Below are 16,227 nucleotides of genomic sequence, written 5' to 3'. Positions count from 1 at the left end.
AAAACGAGGCGGAGCCCCCAGTCTCCCGGTTCCGCCTCCCCGACCTCAAGAACCCTAACCCCCCTAAAGAAAACCCGTCCGGCCTACCCAGCCGGACGGGAATTCTGTGTGCATCGGGCCGGAGCGTTCAGCTCGCCTGTGCGCGCTCGTTCAACATCTGCTGCAGCTCGCCGGCTTCGTACATCTCCATCATGATGTCGCTGCCGCCGACGAACTCGCCGCCGACATAGAGCTGCGGGATGGTCGGCCAGTCGCTGAACGACTTGATGCCCTGGCGGATCTCCATGTCCTGCAGCACGTCGACCGTTTCGTACTGCGCGTTGCAGTGATCGAGGATCGCGATCGCGCGGCTGGAGAAGCCGCACTGCGGGAACAGCGGGGTGCCCTTCATGAACAGGACGACGTCGTTGCCCTGAACGATGTCGCTGATACGCTGGTTGACGTCGGACATTGGCCGAACCCTTCGAATTGAACTGTGCGCCCTGTCAGTTGGGTGCGGCGGTGGTCAGTTGCAAGGCGTGGAGCTCTCCGCCCATCCGCCCGCCGAGCGCCTCGTACACCAGCTTGTGCTGCGCCACGCGGGTCTTGCCGACGAACGCCGATGAGACGACGTGCGCTGCATAGTGATCGCCGTCGCCTGCAAGGTCGCGGATCTCGACCGTTGCATCGGGCAGCGCGGCGCGGATCAGCGCCTCGATATCGGCCGCGGCCATCGCCATCGCGGGCTTAGCTTTCGCTCATCAGCTGGCGGCGCGCCTCGACCGACTTTTCTTCCAGCGCGGCGCGCACTTCGGCTTCGTCGACCTCGCACCCGGCACCGGTCAGGTCGCCGAGCACCTTGCGGATCACGTCCTCGTCGCCCGCTTCCTCGAAGTCGGCCTGGACCACCGCCTTGGCATAGGCGTCGGTTTCTTCGGGGGTCAGGCCCATCTTTTGCGCGGCCCACTGGCCGAGCAGCTTGTTGCGCCGTGCGGCCACGCGGAACGCGGTTTCCTCGTCCATCGCGAACTTGCGCTCTTCGCCGCGCTCGCGATCGTCAAACTGGGTCATTGAAACTCTGCCTGTTATTGAGTGCGGTAAGTGTCATGGCACGCTTTGCACGCAGCCTTGGTGCTGGCAAGGGCGGCCGCGATCCCCGCGTCATCGCCGGCGTCGATAGCAGCGAGCAGCGCCCCGGTCGCATCACGGTATTGCGCGGTGCGCGCTGCGAAACCGGTAGCGTCGCTCCAGATTGCTGGGCTGGCTTCGGTGCCCGGAACGCCGGCAGTGCGGCCGTCGAACAGCGCGGAAAGCGAGCGGGCGAACTTGGCCAGTCCTTCGGCAGGCAGGCGATAGGACCGCGGCGCGGCTTTCTTGTCATACCCGGCCGACACTGCGCCGAGCGCGCCGACCGACATCGCCATGCCGCCTTGGCGCGCGTCCACGAGCCCCTGCGCGTCGATCGCGGGCGCGGGCGGTGCGTGATCCTCGAAATTGACGGCACACGCGCCCAGCGCGGCAGCGCAAGAGAGCGCCAGAACAGCGGCGGACATGCGCATGCGCATCACTCCATCGTCACCACGAGCTTGCCGACGGCCTCGCGATTTTCCAGCTTGGCGATCGCCTCCCCGCCGCGTTCGAGCGGAAACGTCTCGGAAATCAGCGGATCGATCTTGCCAGCCTTGAGCAGGTCGAACAGCTCGGCCGCCTGGGCGCGGAACTTCTCCGGCTCGCGCGCGGTGAAGGCGCCCCAGAACACGCCGCAGATGTCGCAGCTCTTGAGCAGGGTCAGATTGAGCGGCATCTTGGCGATGCCCGCGGGGAAGCCGACCACCAGGAACTTGCCCTCCCAAGCGATCGCGCGCAGCGCCGGCTCCGAATACTGGCCGCCGACGATGTCGTAGACGATGTTCGCGCCCTCGGGCCCGCACGCGGCCTTGAACTTGTTGGCCAAGTCCTTCGACGCGTCCTTGTCCATCGCGTCCTTGGGATAGACGACCACGTCATCCGCCCCCGCGCGCCGCGCGACTTCGCCCTTTTCCTCGCTCGAGACGGCCGCAATGACCCTGGCGCCAAATGCCTTGCCGAGCTCGACCGCCGACAGACCCACGCCGCCCGCGGCGCCAAGCACCAGCATGACGTCGCCCGGTTTGATGTGGCCGCGGTCCTTGAGGCCGTGGATGGTGGTGCCGTAAGTCATCATCAGCGACGCGGCTTTTTCCAGCGGCACGCCTTCGGGGACCGGGAACATGCGCTTGGCATCGACCGCGATCTTCTCGACCAGGCCGCCGTTGCCGATCCCGCCGAACACGCGGTCGCCGGGCTTGAACTGGGTCACACCGTCGCCGACCGATTCCACCACCCCGGCGATCTCGCCCCCGGGCGCGAATGGCCGCTCGGGCTTGAACTGGTACATGTCGCGGATGATCAGCGCGTCGGGGAAGTTGATCGCGCAAGCCTTCACCGCGACCACGATCTGGCCCGGCCCGGCGACAGGATCGTCGATCTCGTCGAGGGTCAGTGTCTCGGGTCCGCCGGTGGCGTGGGTGCGTAATGCCTTCAAGCTGCCTTCTCCGTTCCATGGGCGAGCCACGGCATGTCGCGGGCCTGCCTTCGTTCGTATTCGTTGATCGCGGTATCGCGCGCGAGCGTCAGGCCGATCTCGTCGAGCCCGTCCATCAGACAGGCCTTGCGGAACGGGTCGAGCTCGAACGCGAAGCGGTCCTGAAAAGGCGTGGTGACGACTTGGTGCTCGAGGTCGACGGAGATCGGATCGGTCCGTGCGACCTCGAGCAGGCGATCGACCTGCTCTTGTGGCAGAACCACCGCGAGGATGCCGTTCTTGAACGCGTTGCCGGCGAAGATGTCGGAGAAACTCGGCGCGATAACCGCCTTCACGCCCATGTCGCCGAGGGCCCAGGCGGCGTGCTCGCGGCTCGAACCGCAGCCGAAATTGTCGCCCGCAATCAGAATTGGCGCGCTGGCGAATTCGGGATCGTCGAACACGTTGCCGGGCTCGGCCCGCACCGTCTCGAATGCGCCGCGGCCGAGGCCTTCGCGGGTCACCGTCTTGAGCCAGTGCGCGGGGATGATGACGTCGGTATCGACGTTCTTAGCGCCGAACGGGATCGCCCGGCCCTCGACCTCGCGCAGCGGCACCATCAGTCGGTTTCCGGCGGCTCGCCCGACGGGATCGTGGGCTTCTTGTCGGCTTCTTTCTTGTCCTTGCGCTTGCTCGCGTAGAGCAGCGCAGCGGCGACGGCGGCGGAACCGATGGCCGCACCTGCAGCGATGGCTTTGCCGGATAACTTGTTGGTCATGGCACGACCATGCTGGCCGCATCCGGCACGCGCAAGGGGTCAGTCCAAGAAATCGGCTAGACGCGCCCAAAGCCGCTCTTTCTCAACCAGCGGCATCGCCGCGTAGGCGGGAGAGGAAGATGGCAGGTCGATCAGCGCGAGGCCGCTGCCTTCGAGCTGCGGCCGTCCGATCGCCGCGCTCTTGCGGCCGTTGAACGCAACCGCCCGCAGCTCGGGGAGGGTGGCGACCAGGTCGGCGAGAGGTGCATGCTCCGCCCGACGGATCGCAGCGTCGAGACTGCCAGTTCGGGTCGCTGAGGCAACCGTATCCCACAGAGCGATCTTTGCGGCGAGGAGAGCGGCGAGCCGTCTATCATAGTCCAGCGACGACAAGTCCTGACCGACCGCGTTGCCGACCAGCCGCCAGAACAGGTTCTGTGGATGCGCGTAATAGCGCTGCTCAGCGAGCGAGACTTCGCCCGGCAGGCTGCCGAGAATGAGCACGCGCGCATCGGGCGCGGCGACAGGAGGGAAGGCGGACTTGCGCAGCGTCAGCCGATGAGCTCTCGGACATCGGTGAGCTTGCCCGTCACCGCCGCTGCCGCGGCCATCGCCGGCGAAACCAGATGCGTGCGCGCGCCCGGGCCTTGGCGGCCGACGAAGTTGCGGTTGCTGGTAGAGGCGCAGCGCTCTCCGGCGGGCACCTTGTCCGGGTTCATCGCGAGGCACGCCGAACAACCCGGCTCGCGCCATTCGAGGCCGGCGTCGATGAACACCTTGTCGAGCCCCTCGGCCTCGGCCTGCGCCTTCACCAGGCCCGAGCCCGGCACGACGATCGCCCACTTGACGCCCGCCGCCTTGTGCCGCCCGCGCAGCACGTCGGCGGCGGCGCGCAGGTCCTCGATCCGGCTGTTGGTGCAGCTGCCGATGAAGACATTCTCGATCGCTACCTCGGACAGCTTTTGGCCCGGCTCGAGCCCCATGTAGGCGAGGCTCTTGCGCGCCGCTTCCTGCTTCGAGGGATCGGCGAAGCTGTCGGGCAGCGGCACCTTGTCGCCGATGGGGGCAACGTCTTCCGGGCTGGTGCCCCAGGTGACGGTCGGCTGGACGGCGGCGGCGTCGATCGTCACCGATTTGTCGAACACGGCGCCGGCGTCGGTGGCGAGCGAGCGCCACCATTGGGTTGCGCGGTCCCACGCCTCGCCCTCGGGCGCCAGCGGGCGGTCCTTGAGGTAAGCGAACACGGTCTCGTCGGGCGCGATCAGGCCGGCGCGCGCGCCGCCTTCGATGCTCATGTTGCAGACGGTGAGACGGCCCTCGACGCTCATGTCCTCGAACACCGCGCCGCGGTATTCGATCACGTGCCCGGTGCCGCCGGCGGTGCCGATCACGCCGATGATGTGGAGGATCAGGTCCTTGGGCGTCACACCCGGGCCGAGCTGGCCTTCGACGCGCACTTCCATCGACTTCGACTTGCGCAGCAGCAGCGTCTGGGTGGCGAGCACGTGCTCGACCTCGCTGGTGCCGATTCCGAATGCCAGCGCGCCGACGCCGCCGTGCGAGGCCGTGTGGCTGTCGCCACAGACGATCGTGGTGCCGGGGAGCGAGAAGCCCTGCTCGGGGCCGACCACGTGGACGATGCCCTGCGCCGCGTCGGTCGCGCCGATGTAGGCGATGCCAAACTCGGCGGTGTTGCGCTCCAGCGCTGCCAGCTGTGCGGCGCTTTCGGCATCGGCGATCGGCAGGCGATTGCCCTCGGTATCGAGGCGCGCGGTGGTGGGGAGGTTGTGGTCCGGGACTGCCAGGGTCAGGTCGGGACGGCGCACCGGGCGGCCCGCGGCGCGCAGGCCTTCGAACGCCTGCGGGCTGGTCACTTCGTGGACGAGGTGGCGGTCGATGTAGAGGAGGGCGGTGCCGTCATCGCGGGTCTCGACGACGTGCGCGTCCCAGATTTTCTCGTACAAAGTGCGGGGGCGGCTGGCCATGCCGGTTGGCTAGGCCCGCCGCCCCCGAGGCGACAAGATGGGAAATCTTGCCCGCGCTTAGGGCGCGTGTTTAGCGGTGACGCACATTGTCGTAGCGATTGTAACGGCCCGCATCGGCGCGGTTGTTGCCGTCCCAACGCTGGCTCCTCAGCTGGTTACGGACCTGCGCGATGCCGTTGTTGAGGCTCGCCAATTCGTACCGGGTGAAGCCGCCGCGGGCATAGGCGCGGAAGGTGTTCTGCAGGCGGTCGACCTGGCGATCGAGCTGCTGCGCTTCGCGGTGCGAAATGGTCCGGCGCGCTTCGGCGCGGTCGATCTGATTGTCGAGCTGGGCGATCTCCGAGCGCAGTGCACCCGCATTGTAGCCGGCGGCCGAGGCCGGAACGGCGATGCCCAGCGCCAGCGAAGCGGCGAGGGCCGAGGCGACGATCTTTTTGGCATTGGTCATCTTCGGTGTCCTTCATTGAACGGCGGGACTTTTCCCGTCGCATTCAGAATTAGGCCTGCGAAAATGAACGGCAGAAATACGATCGGTCGCGGATTGCCGCGATTGTGTAACGAAATGTCGCGGCAGATTGTCATGGATTCGTAAGCCCGTCGTGCTTAGCTTACACCCATGTCAGCAACGCCCTTCCATTTCCCGATTCGCATCGTTCCGGGCGACATCGATTTCATGGGGCACGTGAACAACGCGCGATACCTCGGCTGGGTGCAGGACGCGGTACTGGCGCACTGGAACAAGCTCGCGCCCGCCGAGGCGGTGGCGGAGCGGCTGTGGGTCGCGCTCAAGCACGAGATTACCTACCGCCGCCCGGCGTTCCTCGACGACGATGTGATCGCCCGCACAGTGCTGGAGAAAATCCACGGCGCCCGCGCCTTTTACCATACGGTGATCGAGCGCGGCGAGGAAGTGCTGGCCGAGGTCCGCTCCAGCTGGTGCTGCGTCGACGCCGGCACCCTGCGTCCCGCGCGTATCGGCGACGAGATCAGCCGGTTCTTCTTTCCCGCCGACTGACCTATATTGGCCGCATGGCCGCGCTCCTACCAATCCTGATCGTGCTCGCCACCGTGCTGGCAATGGAAGGCATCGCGGGGGCGAGCCACAAGTATGTCATGCACGGCTTCGGCTGGGCCTGGCACCGCGATCACCACGAGCCGCATGACGGGTTCCTCGAGAAGAATGATCGCTTCGCCCTCGTTGGCGCGGCGCTTAGCATCGGGATGTTCGCGATCGGCAGCCCCCTGATCATGGGTGGCGACGCGTGGTGGCCGGGGACCTGGATCGGGCTCGGCGTACTGTTTTATGGCGTGATCTACACGGCTGTGCACGACGGCCTCGTCCACCAGCGCTGGTTCCGCTGGGTGCCCAAGCGCGGCTACGCCAAGCGGCTGGTCCAGGCGCACAAGCTGCATCATGCGACCATCGGCAAGGAGGGCGGAGTGAGCTTCGGTTTCGTCTTCGCCCGCGATCCGGCGCGGCTGAAGGCCGAGCTCAGGCGGCAGCGCGAAGCGGGGATCGCCGTGGTGCGCGAAGCTATTCGCTAGCTGCCAGCCGCGCCGCGTGCGCCTTGACGAGCGCAATCATGTTGGGGACGCCCTGCGTGCGGTTGGAGCTCAATTGGTGCTTGAGGTCGAACGGGGCGAGCGCGGCCTCGATATCCATCGCGGCGATCTCGGCTGCGGGCTGGTCCTGCACCGCGGCGATCACGAGCGCGACCACGCCCTTGGTGATCGCGGCGTTACTGTCGGCGAGGAAATGCAAGCGCGCTGCATCACCGGTGGGATAGACCCACACGCTGGCGGAGCAGCCGCGCACCAGGGTGGCGTCGGTCTTGAGCGCGTCCGGCATCGGTTCGAGCGCGCGGCCGAGCTCGATCAGCAGGCGATAGCGGTCGTCGGAGTCGAGGAAATCGTATTCCTCGGCGATGTCGGCGAGAGAGCGCATCGCGCGCCCCTAGCCGAGCGAAGGCGCGGCTCCTAGCCCGCGAGACCACCCGGCCGGGTCAGCGCGTAATACAGCACGTAGAACCAGCCGAAGAATCCTTGGATCGTGGCCCAGAGGATGGACTTGTGCAGACTCCAGCTAATGGCGACGGCGAGGGCGCTGCCGAGGCCGATGCCGGCCTTGGTCACGTCGGCGCGTACTACCGCCATCAGAGGTCAACCCCGCTGGCGATCGCTTCCAGCTTGCGGATGCGCTCCTTGAGATCGCTGAGCTCGATCCGCGCGGCACCGAGCGCGCTGCCGGTGTCGGGCTCGCGCAGGCGTCCGGGCGTCTGCTCCAGCTCGTGCTCCTTCAGGGTGAGCCAGCCTTGCCAGCCGCGCAGCATCGCGAAGGCGACGATGGCGATGGCCGTGAGCGAGGTGGCGGCAATGACGATCTGTTCGCTCATGTCCTCAAATCCTCCTGGCGTCTCGTGTGCCCGGTCAGCGGTCCCGCAGGGCTTCGATCTCGTCGGCGACGCGCCGCGTTTCGAGAGCCTGCGTGGTGTTGGCGTCGGTGGCGATGCGCTCGAGCACGCGGATGCGCTCGTGCAGATGCTCGATCTCGTGGCGCATCGCGGCCTTCTCGCCGTCGTCGGCGGGCGGCGTCATCAGTGAGTCGCCCCGGGGCAGGGGCGGGTGCCCGCGGAAGATCCGCACCAGCCCGGACATCACGATCGCGACGATCGCGACGATCATCCATCCACTCACTGCACGTTCTCCTTCTTGTCGCGCAGGCGCTCGATCTCGTGCGTCAGGCGGTAGCCGCCGTCGGTGACGATCCGTTCGACCGTCTCCAGCCGCTCGCGCATCGCGCCGATCTCGGCCTTGAGCTGCGCGTTCTCCTGCGTCAGCAGGGTCACACGGGCGACGGCGTCCTTGTCGGTCGAGGGCTTGAGCGATTGGCCCCAAGTCCCTTGCAGCGGGTAGCCATTCTTGATCCTCAGGCGGGTGTTGTGAACCGAGGCCAGGATCCCGGCCATGCCGAGGATGAATCCTCCGCCGATGAGGAATCCCAGGTAGGGTACCAGATCGCTAGGCTCCATCAGATGCGCTCCTTGGTGCGCAGGCTGTCGAGCGACACTCCGCTATCCATTTCGTCGACTCGGCGCTGATCGCGCAGCGCCTCGATTTGAGTAGCGACGTCGTAGCCGCGATCGGTGACGATGCGTTCAAGCACACGGATGCGGTCTTCGAGCTCCTGGTTCGAGGCGGCGTACTGTGCTGCCTTTTCCGCGCTCCGCTCGGCCGTAGCTGCGAGACGCTTTTCTTCGAGCTTGCTGCGCGACCTCACCCAGACGATGCCGAACACCATCAGGAAAGGCGCCATCACCGCCACCAGTCCCGTCAAATCTGCCATTCGATATTCTCCCTCGGAAGCCGCTCAGCGCAGCCGTTCGATTTCGGCCGACAGGCGCGGATTGCTGGTGACGTAGTAAGTCTCGACTTCGGCCAGGCGGCGGTCGATGTCGCGGAACTTGCCGCGGATCTCGCGCGCCGTGCGCTTCGGGCTCTGCCGCACGCGCTGCCAGTACCGCTGCTCGTCGGCATCGACGTACAGGTGGGGCGGCTTCTTGTTCAGCAACATGCCGGCGATGAAGTACCCGGGCAGCAGGATCGGGGCGACCGTCACCAGCAGCAGCAGGAACGCCAGCCGCACCCACAGGACATTGACGCCCGTGTAGTCGGCGATCCCCGCGCAGACGCCCATCAGCTTGGCATTGTGCTTGTCGCGGTAAAGCGTGGTGCGGGGGCTATTCACGAGCGGACTCCCTTTTTCCCGGCGAGCAGGCGGTCGAGCTCGCGCAGCGGCGCGTTGTCTTCCTCGCGGTCGGCGATCAGCCGGGCGGGCTTGAATTCGGGATTGTCGCTGGCGACCAGCCGCTCGACGGTGTCCATCCGCTCGTCGAGCCGCTTGGCGAGGCTGTACAGCTCCTCCAGCAAGGCTTCGTCGTCGGTGGTGATGGTCGCCGCGGTCTTCCACTTGGTGATGTAGTGCATGATGATCCAGGGCAACCCCAGCAGCACTGCGAGTACGGGAACTACGTCCTCCACGAATTAGGCCTCCTTACCCTGGTCTTGCTCGTCGTCGGTCATCCCGAGCGCGCGCTTCATTTCTGCAAGTTCGTCGTCGATCTGGTCCTGGCCCGCGAGCGCGGCGATTTCGTCCGACAGGCTCGGCTTGCCAGTGCCGTCGGCGATCGACAGCGCGTCGGCGCGGCCTTCGGCGTAATCGACCCGGCGTTCGAGCTGGTCGAACCGCGAGAGGGCGTCGTCCACCCGCTCGTTGGTCATCAGGCTGCGCAGCTTGACGCGGTTCTCCGCGCTTTCGAGACGAGCGGCGATCGCCGTCTGGCGGCTGCGCGCTTCGCGCAGGCGGACCTGCAGTTTCTCGATGTCCTGCTCGTACGCGCGCAGGGCATCGTCGAGCACGGCGATCTCGGTCTTGAGCTGGTCGGCCATGTCGCCGGCCTTCTTCTTCTCCATCAGCGCGGCACGGGCGAGGTCCTCGCGGTCCTTGCTCAGCGCGAGCTGCGCCTTCTCCGCCCAATCGGCTTGCAGCCGCTCGAGCTTGATGGTGTGGCGGTGCATTTCCTTCTGGTCGGCGATCGTGCGCGCTGCGCTCGCGCGCACTTCGACCAAGGTCTCCTCCATCTCGAGGATGATCATGCGGATCATCTTGGTCGGGTCATCGGCCTTGTCGAGCATGTCGTTGAAGTTGGCCGCGATGATGTCCCGGGTGCGGCTGAAGATACCCATGAAGGCGACTCCGTAATTGGCGATGTCCCGCTGTGAGGACGGGGACTGGGTGGGGGTAGGGCTGCGGCGCAGGCGTTCGACTTCCTCTTCGATCCGGCTCATCCGGGAAGGACGGGCCGGAGCGCTGTCGTCGCGGTGGGACTGGTATCCGCGAGACGGGATATCGCGCTCCGGCCCTAGGGGGTCGAACGGATCGTCGGAGGTCGGCTTGTTCACGCCAGCTCCACCGCGTGGAAGACGGGGACCGCCGCGTAGGCGGGAGTCGCCTGAAGCTGGCTGCTGAGCGCCACGAACAGGGCCATCGCGGCGACACTGGCGGTCGCGGCTTGGCCAAGGCGGGTCTGCAGGAAACGGCGGTCGAACATTGTCGGGGTGCTCCCAGTGATACGATGTTCACCTATCAGCAAGGGACGTGCCAATTTGCATTTACGGATAGCGGAGGGTTTTCGACGAACAGCATGATGGTTTCGTTTGCCGACAAATGGGAAAATCCGCTATAGGTTGGGTGTGGAGCGGGAAAGCCAGTTTATCGGCCAATCGGGCGCGTTTCTCGACGCAGTCGAGCGCGCGAGTTCGGCCGCGATCATGAACCGTCCGGTCCTCGTGGTGGGCGAGCGCGGCACGGGCAAGGAACTGATCGCCGAGCGCCTCCATCGCCTGTCGAGCCGGTGGGACGAACCGCTGGTGACGATGAACTGCGCGGCGCTACCCGAAACGCTGATCGAGGCCGAGTTGTTCGGTCACGAGGCGGGCGCCTTCACCGGCGCCACCCGATCGCGTGCGGGGCGGTTCGAGGAAGCGGATCGCGGGACGCTATTTCTCGATGAATTAGCGACACTTAGCATGCAGGCGCAGGAACGGCTGCTGCGGGCGGTGGAGTATGGCGAGGTCGCGCGGATTGGCTCCAACCGGCCGATCAAGGTGGACGTGCGGATCGTCGCCGCGACCAATGAGGATTTGCCGACGCTGGCGGAGCGGGGGACCTTCCGCGCCGACCTGCTCGACCGGCTCAGTTTCGAGGTCATCACCCTGCCGCCGCTGCGGGTGCGCGAGGGCGATATCGTTGTTCTGGCGGAGTTTTTCGGCCGCCGCATGGCCAGCGAATTGCGCTGGGAGGAGTGGCCCGGGTTCGCCGACCACGTCCGCGAGCGGCTCGAAAATCACCCGTGGCCGGGCAATGTACGCGAGCTCAGGAACGTGATCGAGCGCGCGGTTTACCGCTGGGGCGATTCCAAGAGCGCGATCGGTCACGTGGTGTTCGACCCGTTCGAAAGCCCGTGGAAACCTGCTGCAGCGGCGCCTCAGCCCGGCGCACAAAAGGTTCAACCTGCTTCCGAAGCCGCTCCGACGGCACCCGACTACGACCAGATCGGCGATTTGCGCGCAGCGGTCGAGGCGCATGAACGCGCGATCGTCGAGCACGCGCTGGGCCGCAACCGTTGGAACCAGCGCCAGACGGCGAAGGCGTTGGGATTGTCCTACGACCAGCTGCGCCATTGCATCAAGAAGCACGGGCTCGGCGAAAGCGAGTGACGCCAGAAGGCTAGTAAGGGGGCTCCTCAGGACGTCAGTTGCGGTGAAACCTCATGCCGACCTCTGAGACGGACAAGGCTTTCTACCGCGACCACCAGAAGGAGTGACAAACCGAACAGAGGCAGGAGCAATGCCAGGGCGACCGCGGCCGCCATGGTCCACCGGGGAAGCGCTCGACCCGTCCGAACAGGCGCTCCCCAGGCGCCTTGGGGACGCCGCTTCAGCCACATCCATACGCCGGCGAGGCTGATGCCGATGAGTGTCAGCGCGGTCAGCACGCCGATAAGCTGGTTCGCCCAACCAAACAGCTGACCTTCGTGCCAGGCGACCCCGGTATTCACGATCCGGTCGATCACGTGCTGGTCGGCAAAGCCCTTCCTGCCGACTTCGCCGCCGGTGACCGGATCGAACGTCACCTGCCGTCCGAGAGGGCGGTTCTGCGGGTCCGACTTGGCAGTCCAGACGTTGCCGGTGGGCGGACCGAATCGCCCGGTGCCGTGCGGCGGGATCACCGTGACGGGAAACGCCATATGCTCGGCCGCCGCGCGCTCGACGAAAGCGGCCAGCGGAATCCCGGGCGCCGGTGCGGGGTGAGGCGGCTGGGCCATGGGCATCGCCCCGTGGTGCCCGGCATGGCCGCCGTCGACCCCGATCGTCCAGTCCTGCGGCCCATCGATCAGGTGCAGCTCCTCGCGCGCCCATTTGAACGCGCTGCCCCAGGCACCCGCCCACGGGAGGCCGCTCGCCAGCATCACCAGCACGAGGCCGGCGATCCAGAACCCGGCGACGCGGTGCAGATCCTTGAGCAGCGGGCGCCCCCGCAAGTGCAGCCGCGGCCACAGCGTCCCCGCCGCGCGCAGCGGACGCGGCCACCACATATAGAGCCCGGTCAGGATCATCACGATCGTCCAGCTCGCGGCCAACTCGACCAGCCGATCTCCCCATTCGCCGAGTAGCAGGGTGCCGTGAATGCGCGCGACGGTTTCGGAAATCCGCTCGTTCCGGTCGAGGGCGCCGAGCACCTTGCCCTGCGGCGAGACGAACACCTGCCGCTCGTCGCCGTTCGGCATGGCGAACGCGATCATCGCCGCATCGCCCTCGGGGCGGGGAAGGCGATAGCCGTTGAAGCGCAAGCCTGGATTGCGCGCCGCCGCGGCGGCGAGCTGGGCGTCCGCCGAAACCGCGTTCGCGCTGCCGAGATCGACGAACGCCCGCTCCTCCCATCGATCGATCTGCGGCTTGAACAGGTAGATCGAGCCGGTGATCGACAGAACCATGATGAACGGCAGGACGAACAGCCCGGCGCAGAAATGCCAGCGCCACAGGGCGCGGTAGGTTCGGTCGTCGCGTGACATGAAGGGTCCCGGGGGTTCGGTCGCCGCGCATTAGGCGTGCGCGCCGCGCCCGTCAGCAGCAAAACGCAATCGGGCAGGCGGCCTCTTTCCGATTGCAATGTTTGACTTCGCCGCCTATCTGGCCGGCAATCCCACATCGCAAGACTGAGGGGCTGGCGCCGCAAGGGGCCGGCACCAAACCCGCTTGCATCGACCGAAAGACCCCGTTGGCCGATATCGCGCGCCTGACCCAACTGATCGAACCCGAAGCGCAGGCGCTCGGGCTTGAGCTCGTGCGGGTCAAGATGATGCAGTCGGAAGCCGGCGACGGCGGCGAGGCGCTGCAGATCATGGCGGAGGATCCCGCCACCGGGCAGCTGATCATCGACCAGTGCGCCGCGCTCTCGCGCCGGGTCAGCGACGCGATCGACGCGCGCGAGGAAGCGGGCGAAGTGCTGATCGACGGCGCCTATCACCTCGAAGTGAGCAGTCCCGGGATCGACCGGCCGCTGACCCGCGCCAGGGACTTCGCCGACTGGGCGGGGCACGAGGCGCGGATCGTCATGGACAAGGGCTGGGACGGCCAGCGCGTGCTCAAGGGCGACCTCAAGGGCATCGATGGCGACCGGGTCACCATCGCCGACCGCAAGGCGGGCGAGGTCACCATCCCGCGGGACCAGATCCACACGGCCCAGCTCGTCCTCACCGACGCGCTGATCGCCGCGACCAAACCCATCGACACTACTGGCGCTGAAGAAGAAGTGCTGGGGGGTGCCGACGAAATTCTCGAAACAGAGGAAGAGTAAGACCAGATGGCCACCTCCATTTCCGCCAACCGGGCAGAGCTGCTCGCGATCGCGAACTCGGTCGCCACCGAGAAGATGATCGACAAGTCGATCGTCATCGAGGCGATGGAAGAGGCGATCCAGAAGGCGGCCCGCGCCCGCTATGGTAACGAGAACGACATTCGCGCCAAGCTCGACCCGATGACCGGCGACCTGCGCCTGTGGCGCGTCGTCGAAGTGGTCGAGGAGGTCGAGGACTACTTCAAGCAGGTCAGCCTGGAGCAGGCTGCCAAGCTGCAGGCCGATGCCAAGCTGGGCGATTTCATCGTCGATCCGCTGCCGCCGGTCGACCTCGGCCGCATCGACGCGCAGAGCGCCAAGCAGGTGATCTTCCAGAAGGTCCGCGATGCGGAGCGCGAGCGCCAGTTCGAGGAGTTCCAGGACCGCGCGGGCGAGATCATCACCGGCGTGATCAAGTCGGTCGAGTTCGGCCACGTGATCGTCAACCTCGGCCGCGCCGAGGGCGTCATCCGCCGCGACCAGCAGATCCCGCGCGAGGCCGCGCGTGTCGGCGAGCGTGTCCGCGCGCTGATCACCAAGGTGGAGCGCAACAACCGCGGTCCGCAGATCTTCCTCAGCCGCGCGCACCCCGAGTTCATGAAGAAGCTGTTCGCGCAGGAAGTGCCCGAAATCTACGACGGCGTGATCACCATCCAGGCCGCCGCCCGCGATCCGGGCAGCCGCGCCAAGATCGGCGTGATCAGCCGCGACAGCAGCATCGACCCGGTCGGCGCGTGCGTCGGCATGAAGGGCAGCCGCGTGCAGGCCGTCGTGCAGGAGCTGCAGGGCGAGAAGATCGACATCATCCCGTGGAGCGAGGACACCGCGACCTTCGTGGTCAATGCGCTCCAGCCCGCCACCGTCAGCCGCGTCGTGCTCGATGAGGACGACGGCCGGATCGAGGTGGTGGTGCCCGACGACCAGCTCAGCCTCGCGATCGGCCGCCGGGGCCAGAACGTGCGCCTGGCGAGCCAGCTCACCGGCCACCAGATCGATATCATGACCGAGGAAGAGGCGAGCGAGAAGCGGACCAAGGAATTCGCCGAACGCTCGAAGACTTTCGAGGAAGAGCTCGACGTCGACGAGACGCTGTCGCAGCTGCTGGTCGCCGAGGGCTTCGCCGAGCTGGAGGAGGTCGCTTACGTCGACTTGTCCGAGCTCGCGACTATCGAAGGTTTCGACGAGGAGCTGGCCGAAGAGCTGCAGAGCCGCGCGATCGAAGCGCTCGAGCGCCGCGACGCCGCCTACCGCGAGGAACGTCGCGCGCTGGGCGTCGAGGACGCGCTGGCGGAGATCCCGCACCTCACCGAAGCGATGCTGGTCACGCTCGGCAAGGGCGGCATCAAGACGCTCGACGATCTCGCCGATCTCGCGACCGACGAGCTGATCGCCAAGAAGCGCGAGGCCCCGCGCCGCCGCCAGACCGCCCCGACCGAAGGCCCGCGCCTGCGCGCCGACCAGGTCAAGGCGCGGCCCGAGGACAAGGGCGGCGTGCTGGGCGAGTACGGCCTGACCGAAGAGCAGGGCAACGAGATCATCATGGCCGCCCGCGCGCACTGGTTCGAAGACGAGGCGGATGCCTCGACCGAGGAGGCCGTGAATGCGGACTCCGAACAATGAGCGCGTAAGCTCCGACATCGCTGAAGCGCGTCCGGCCCGGAAGTCCGAGCCGGAGCGCAAATGCATCCTCTCGGGGGAGCATGGCGCGCGTGGTGAGCTCGTGCGGCTGGCGATTTCGCCCGACGGACTGGTGCTGCCCGATATCCACGCCAAGGCTCCCGGCCGCGGTGCGTGGCTCGGAGTCTCGCGCGCCGAGCTGGAAACCGCGCTGGCGAAAGGCAAGCTCAAGGGCGCGCTCGCGCGCGCCTTCAAAGGCGCGGCGCTGACGATCCCTGAGGATCTGCCGCAGCGCATCGAGGACGGGCTCACCCGCGCGCTGCTCGACCGGCTCGGCCTCGAAATGCGCGCGGGGCACCTTATCTTGGGGAGCGAGCGGATCGCCGAGCATGCGCGCGGCGGGGCGGTGGAGCTGCTGCTCCACGCATCCGACGCCAGCGACGACGGCAACCGCAAGCTCGACCAGGCCTGGCGGGTCGGCCGCGAGGCGGAAGGATCGGGCGAGACCGGGGTGGTCTTGCCACTGGACCGGGCGGCTTTGTCTGTGGCAATGGGCCGCGACAACGTCGTCCACATGGCGCTGGCCAATCCGGCCGCAGCCGCGCGGGTGTCTCTCGCGCTCTCGCGCCTGATGCATTTCACAGGGCCGCAAGCTGCGGTTGCGACTGGCAGCGGGGCATCGCCCGCTGCGCTGGACGATTGATCGAAGGACGAAGACGAGTTTTATGAGCGACAGCAACGACACTCCGCGCGAACGCAAGCCCCTGGGGCTGAAGCGCTCGGTCGACGCGGGCGAGGTCAAGCAGACCTTCAGCCACGGCCGTACCAACAAGGTGGTGGTCGAGGTCAAGCGTCGCCGCCTGGTCGGCAAGCCGGGTGAGGCCGCGCCGGC

Annotated in this window: 28 protein-coding genes; 7 read left to right on the top strand and 21 right to left on the bottom strand. The window is 66.9% G+C overall.

The window, feature by feature from the left end:
• Nucleotides 1–127 precede the first annotated feature (127 nt).
• The 10 genes from grxD to ELY12_RS06255 form a co-directional block, all read right to left on the bottom strand.
• On the bottom strand, nucleotides 128–451 hold the full coding sequence (gene grxD, locus ELY12_RS06300) for a Grx4 family monothiol glutaredoxin (RefSeq protein WP_126175856.1): 324 nt from the start codon (nucleotides 449–451) through the stop codon (nucleotides 128–130).
• A 34-nt stretch (nucleotides 452–485) separates the two neighbouring features.
• On the bottom strand, nucleotides 486–719 hold the full coding sequence (locus tag ELY12_RS06295) for a BolA/IbaG family iron-sulfur metabolism protein (RefSeq protein ID WP_126175855.1): 234 nt from the start codon (nucleotides 717–719) through the stop codon (nucleotides 486–488).
• 7 nt (nucleotides 720–726) lie between these two features.
• Nucleotides 727–1,050: a DUF1476 domain-containing protein gene (locus tag ELY12_RS06290; RefSeq protein ID WP_126175854.1), complete on the bottom strand. Its 324-nt coding sequence runs from the start codon at nucleotides 1,048–1,050 to the stop codon at nucleotides 727–729.
• A 14-nt stretch (nucleotides 1,051–1,064) separates the two neighbouring features.
• Nucleotides 1,065–1,538, bottom strand: coding sequence for a cytochrome c (locus tag ELY12_RS06285; protein WP_164549426.1), 474 nt, complete (start codon nucleotides 1,536–1,538; stop codon nucleotides 1,065–1,067).
• A gap of 5 nt (nucleotides 1,539–1,543) precedes the next feature.
• On the bottom strand, nucleotides 1,544–2,542 hold the full coding sequence (locus ELY12_RS06280) for an NADPH:quinone oxidoreductase family protein (RefSeq protein WP_126175852.1): 999 nt from the start codon (nucleotides 2,540–2,542) through the stop codon (nucleotides 1,544–1,546).
• Complete coding sequence (leuD, locus tag ELY12_RS06275; RefSeq protein ID WP_126175851.1) at nucleotides 2,539–3,141, bottom strand: 3-isopropylmalate dehydratase small subunit; 603 nt, start codon at nucleotides 3,139–3,141, stop codon at nucleotides 2,539–2,541. Before leuD ends, ELY12_RS06280 begins: the two co-directional genes overlap by 4 nt.
• A complete protein-coding gene (locus tag ELY12_RS06270; RefSeq protein ID WP_126175850.1) occupies nucleotides 3,141–3,299 on the bottom strand; it encodes an isopropylmalate isomerase in 159 nt (52 codons plus the stop codon). Before ELY12_RS06270 ends, leuD begins: the two co-directional genes overlap by 1 nt.
• Nucleotides 3,300–3,338: 39 nt before the next feature.
• The gene (locus tag ELY12_RS06265; protein ID WP_277600240.1) at nucleotides 3,339–3,827 is read right to left on the bottom strand and encodes a DNA-deoxyinosine glycosylase; all 489 of its coding nucleotides are present in this window, start codon (nucleotides 3,825–3,827) and stop codon (nucleotides 3,339–3,341) included.
• A 2-nt stretch (nucleotides 3,828–3,829) separates the two neighbouring features.
• Entirely contained in the window at nucleotides 3,830–5,263 is a 1,434-nt protein-coding gene (leuC, locus tag ELY12_RS06260) for a 3-isopropylmalate dehydratase large subunit (protein WP_126175849.1), read from the bottom strand.
• A 70-nt stretch (nucleotides 5,264–5,333) separates the two neighbouring features.
• Complete coding sequence (locus ELY12_RS06255) at nucleotides 5,334–5,711, bottom strand: hypothetical protein (RefSeq protein WP_126175848.1); 378 nt, start codon at nucleotides 5,709–5,711, stop codon at nucleotides 5,334–5,336.
• A 168-nt stretch (nucleotides 5,712–5,879) separates the two neighbouring features.
• Here ELY12_RS06255 and ELY12_RS06250 point away from each other — a divergent pair, with 168 nt between their 5' ends.
• Together ELY12_RS06250 and ELY12_RS06245 are read left to right on the top strand one after the other, a co-directional pair.
• A complete protein-coding gene (locus ELY12_RS06250) occupies nucleotides 5,880–6,278 on the top strand; it encodes an acyl-CoA thioesterase (RefSeq protein WP_126175847.1) in 399 nt (132 codons plus the stop codon).
• Between the two features lie 14 nt (nucleotides 6,279–6,292).
• Nucleotides 6,293–6,808 (top strand): sterol desaturase family protein, encoded by a 516-nt coding sequence (locus ELY12_RS06245; protein WP_126175846.1) that lies wholly within the window; start codon nucleotides 6,293–6,295, stop codon nucleotides 6,806–6,808.
• Here the strand turns inward: ELY12_RS06245 and ELY12_RS06240 are convergent.
• From ELY12_RS06240 to ELY12_RS14270, 10 genes are all read right to left on the bottom strand, one after another.
• The gene (locus tag ELY12_RS06240) at nucleotides 6,798–7,208 is read right to left on the bottom strand and encodes a SufE family protein (protein WP_126175845.1); all 411 of its coding nucleotides are present in this window, start codon (nucleotides 7,206–7,208) and stop codon (nucleotides 6,798–6,800) included. The genes ELY12_RS06245 and ELY12_RS06240 overlap by 11 nt on opposite strands.
• Before the next feature lie 32 nt (nucleotides 7,209–7,240).
• Entirely contained in the window at nucleotides 7,241–7,417 is a 177-nt protein-coding gene (locus ELY12_RS14275) for a hypothetical protein (RefSeq protein ID WP_164549425.1), read from the bottom strand.
• The gene (locus ELY12_RS06235) at nucleotides 7,417–7,656 is read right to left on the bottom strand and encodes a hypothetical protein (RefSeq protein ID WP_126175844.1); all 240 of its coding nucleotides are present in this window, start codon (nucleotides 7,654–7,656) and stop codon (nucleotides 7,417–7,419) included. Before ELY12_RS06235 ends, ELY12_RS14275 begins: the two co-directional genes overlap by 1 nt.
• 34 nt (nucleotides 7,657–7,690) lie before the next feature.
• On the bottom strand, nucleotides 7,691–7,945 hold the full coding sequence (locus tag ELY12_RS06230) for a hypothetical protein (protein ID WP_241229747.1): 255 nt from the start codon (nucleotides 7,943–7,945) through the stop codon (nucleotides 7,691–7,693).
• An 8-nt stretch (nucleotides 7,946–7,953) separates the two neighbouring features.
• Nucleotides 7,954–8,292 carry a hypothetical protein gene (locus tag ELY12_RS06225; protein WP_126175842.1) on the bottom strand — a complete coding sequence of 113 codons (339 nt, stop codon included), beginning with the start codon at nucleotides 8,290–8,292 and terminating at the stop codon, nucleotides 7,954–7,956.
• The gene (locus ELY12_RS06220; RefSeq protein WP_206435781.1) at nucleotides 8,292–8,606 is read right to left on the bottom strand and encodes a hypothetical protein; all 315 of its coding nucleotides are present in this window, start codon (nucleotides 8,604–8,606) and stop codon (nucleotides 8,292–8,294) included. The genes ELY12_RS06225 and ELY12_RS06220 overlap by 1 nt, the downstream gene beginning before the upstream one ends.
• Nucleotides 8,607–8,630: 24 nt before the next feature.
• On the bottom strand, nucleotides 8,631–9,008 hold the full coding sequence (gene pspC / locus ELY12_RS06215) for an envelope stress response membrane protein PspC (protein WP_126175841.1): 378 nt from the start codon (nucleotides 9,006–9,008) through the stop codon (nucleotides 8,631–8,633).
• Nucleotides 9,005–9,301: an envelope stress response membrane protein PspB gene (gene pspB / locus ELY12_RS06210; RefSeq protein WP_126175840.1), complete on the bottom strand. Its 297-nt coding sequence runs from the start codon at nucleotides 9,299–9,301 to the stop codon at nucleotides 9,005–9,007. The genes pspC and pspB overlap by 4 nt, the downstream gene beginning before the upstream one ends.
• Nucleotides 9,302–9,304: 3 nt before the next feature.
• Nucleotides 9,305–10,108: a phage shock protein PspA gene (pspA, locus tag ELY12_RS06205; RefSeq protein ID WP_126175957.1), complete on the bottom strand. Its 804-nt coding sequence runs from the start codon at nucleotides 10,106–10,108 to the stop codon at nucleotides 9,305–9,307.
• Nucleotides 10,109–10,218: 110 nt separating this feature from the next.
• Nucleotides 10,219–10,371: a hypothetical protein gene (locus ELY12_RS14270; RefSeq protein WP_164549424.1), complete on the bottom strand. Its 153-nt coding sequence runs from the start codon at nucleotides 10,369–10,371 to the stop codon at nucleotides 10,219–10,221.
• 142 nt (nucleotides 10,372–10,513) lie between these two features.
• Here ELY12_RS14270 and pspF point away from each other — a divergent pair, with 142 nt between their 5' ends.
• A complete protein-coding gene (gene pspF, locus ELY12_RS06200) occupies nucleotides 10,514–11,539 on the top strand; it encodes a phage shock protein operon transcriptional activator (RefSeq protein WP_126175839.1) in 1,026 nt (341 codons plus the stop codon).
• 26 nt (nucleotides 11,540–11,565) lie between these two features.
• Here the strand turns inward: pspF and ELY12_RS06195 are convergent, their stop codons facing one another.
• Nucleotides 11,566–12,894, bottom strand: a complete 1,329-nt coding sequence (locus tag ELY12_RS06195; RefSeq protein WP_126175838.1) for a PepSY-associated TM helix domain-containing protein — start codon at nucleotides 12,892–12,894, stop codon at nucleotides 11,566–11,568.
• A 206-nt stretch (nucleotides 12,895–13,100) separates the two neighbouring features.
• On the opposite strand from ELY12_RS06195, the gene rimP reads away from it, so the two are divergent.
• The 4 genes from rimP to ELY12_RS06175 form a co-directional block, all read left to right on the top strand.
• Nucleotides 13,101–13,679 carry a ribosome maturation protein RimP gene (gene rimP / locus ELY12_RS06190; RefSeq protein ID WP_126175837.1) on the top strand — a complete coding sequence of 193 codons (579 nt, stop codon included), beginning with the start codon at nucleotides 13,101–13,103 and terminating at the stop codon, nucleotides 13,677–13,679.
• A 6-nt stretch (nucleotides 13,680–13,685) separates the two neighbouring features.
• Nucleotides 13,686–15,338: a transcription termination factor NusA gene (gene nusA / locus ELY12_RS06185; RefSeq protein WP_126175836.1), complete on the top strand. Its 1,653-nt coding sequence runs from the start codon at nucleotides 13,686–13,688 to the stop codon at nucleotides 15,336–15,338.
• A complete protein-coding gene (locus ELY12_RS06180) occupies nucleotides 15,319–16,038 on the top strand; it encodes a DUF448 domain-containing protein (RefSeq protein ID WP_126175835.1) in 720 nt (239 codons plus the stop codon). Before nusA ends, ELY12_RS06180 begins: the two co-directional genes overlap by 20 nt.
• A 22-nt stretch (nucleotides 16,039–16,060) precedes the next feature.
• Nucleotides 16,061–16,227: translation initiation factor IF-2 associated domain-containing protein (locus tag ELY12_RS06175; RefSeq protein ID WP_164549423.1), on the top strand; the 167-nt coding region annotated here is incomplete at its 3' end.

The sequence above is a fragment of the Tsuneonella rigui genome, from assembly GCF_003958625.1.
In the GTDB taxonomy this organism is placed as follows: domain Bacteria; phylum Pseudomonadota; class Alphaproteobacteria; order Sphingomonadales; family Sphingomonadaceae; genus Tsuneonella; species Tsuneonella rigui.
The sequence above is the reverse complement of the archived record's forward strand: the minus strand, read 5'-3'. Positions and strand labels throughout refer to the sequence as shown.